Source organism: Aureimonas ureilytica, assembly GCF_001475935.1.
Lineage (GTDB): Bacteria > Pseudomonadota > Alphaproteobacteria > Rhizobiales > Rhizobiaceae > Aureimonas > Aureimonas ureilytica_A.
The window spans coordinates 1-1,685 of sequence record NZ_LDQA01000151.1 but is presented as its reverse complement, the minus strand read 5'-3'; the positions used below and the strand labels follow the sequence as shown (position 1 = coordinate 1,685).

Sequence of the window (1,685 nt, the reverse complement as noted above, 5' to 3'; positions counted from 1 at the left end):
AACACGCCGAATAGAGAAGACCCGTAGGAGACGTTAGGCTTCGGCTTCGAGGCTCAAGCTGGGTAGATCACTCCAAAGCGAAGAAGCATCATCCAAAGCCAAGCCCAAGGGTCTGACCGCAGCCGAGCTAACCTTTTCTTCGGATTGGACGACCATCAAAGCTTTGAGCGCATGATCGTCAGACCAACCCGGCGCTCCACTGTTGCGAGATTGGGCCGAAAGCGGACGGGCAGTTTCGCGGGCGCAACGGCGGAAAGCTGACGTTCAGCACACGACCCTTCCAAGACATCCAGCGTTGCGGACCTCCCTCCCCGATAGCGGACACGGCGCTCTCATCCTTGAATATTGCAATGATGTTTGCAATATTGCAGGAATGAACGACGACTCAGCCGTTGCCGCCCTGTCCGCCCTCGCTCACGCCGACCGCCTCGCGGCCTTCCGGATGCTCGTCCGCGCCGGCCCGAACGGCATGCCGTCCGGGGAGATCGCCGAGTCGTTGCGTATCCCGCCGACGCGGATGAGCTTCCACCTCGCGACGTTGGAGCGCGCCAAGCTCCTGCGCTCGTGGCGTGACGGCCGGCGCATCCTGTACGCCGCGAGCTATGACGACATGCGCCAGCTTCTCGCGTTCCTGACAGAGGACTGCTGCTCCGGGAACCCGGAGATTTGCGGGAACCTCGGCGCCGACCTCCTCGCCCCCTCGTGCTCGTCGGAGACCTGCTCGTGACCGTCACGATCTACCACAACCCCGCCTGCGGCACGTCCCGCAACACGCTGGAGATGATCCGCCAGTCCGGCGAGGATCCGCAGGTGATCGAGTACCTAACGGACCCGCCGAGCCGGGAGGTCCTGTCCGAACTCCTCGACAGGATGGGCCTGAAGCCGCGGGACATCCTGCGGGAGAAGGGCACGCCCTACACCGAGCTTGGCCTTGCCGACCCGAAGTTGACGGACGAGGAACTCCTTGCGGCGATGATCGAGCACCCGATCCTGATCAACCGCCCGATCGTCGTGACGGACAAGGGCACCGCGCTCTGCCGCCCGTCGGAGAAGGTGCTGCCGCTCCTTGCGAACCCCGTCGCCACCTTCACCAAAGAGGACGGGGAGACCGTTGGAGGCTCCCGGACATGACCCCGACGCTCGTCGCGACCGCCGTCGACGATCCCGCCGGCCTCGTCGGCCTCCTGTCTGCGGCGGGGTTGCCGACCGAGGACGTGGCCGAGCCCGGCCGGGTGTTCCTGCGCTACGCCACCGAGGGCGGCGAATTCGTCGGGATCGGCGGCCTCGAACCCCTCGGCGCCGCCGTCCTCCTGCGATCCATCGCCGTCGTCCCCGAACATCGCGGGCACGGCGTCGGCGGCGCGATCACGGCGGACCTGATGGAGCGCGGCCGCGGGCAAGGCGCGGCCGACGCGTTCGCCTTCACGACCGGGGAACGGACCTTCCTCGCGGCGCTCGGCTTCCGGCGAGTCGAACGGACGGAAGCACCCGCCGCTGTGCTGGCGACACGGCAGGCCATGGGTCTGTGTTCGGCCTCGGCGGTCCTGTGGCGGAAGGAGACCGGACGATGATGGACCCCGCCGCTCTCGACCTGCCCTCCGTCGACCTCGACCAGCTTCGACCGATCGACACGGACGCGCTCGCCGGCCCCTGCGCCCCGCCGCACCCGCCGCACCCGCCGCGCA

General features: G+C 67.5%; 3 protein-coding genes. All 3 read left to right on the top strand.

The window, feature by feature from the left end:
* Window positions 1-373 precede the first annotated feature (373 nt).
* Genes NS365_RS23170 through NS365_RS23160 form a run of 3 tightly spaced genes read left to right on the top strand, consistent with a single transcriptional unit; the run spans window position 374 to window position 1,571 of the window.
* Window positions 374-727: an ArsR/SmtB family transcription factor gene (locus NS365_RS23170; protein WP_058602627.1), complete on the top strand. Its 354-nt coding sequence runs from the start codon at window positions 374-376 to the stop codon at window positions 725-727.
* A complete protein-coding gene (arsC, locus tag NS365_RS23165; protein WP_058602626.1) occupies window positions 724-1,131 on the top strand; it encodes an arsenate reductase (glutaredoxin) in 408 nt (135 codons plus the stop codon). Before NS365_RS23170 ends, arsC begins: the two co-directional genes overlap by 4 nt.
* Window positions 1,128-1,571, top strand: coding sequence for a GNAT family N-acetyltransferase (locus NS365_RS23160; RefSeq protein ID WP_058602625.1), 444 nt, complete (start codon window positions 1,128-1,130; stop codon window positions 1,569-1,571). The genes arsC and NS365_RS23160 overlap by 4 nt, the downstream gene beginning before the upstream one ends.
* The last annotated feature ends 114 nt before the right edge of the window (window positions 1,572-1,685 follow it).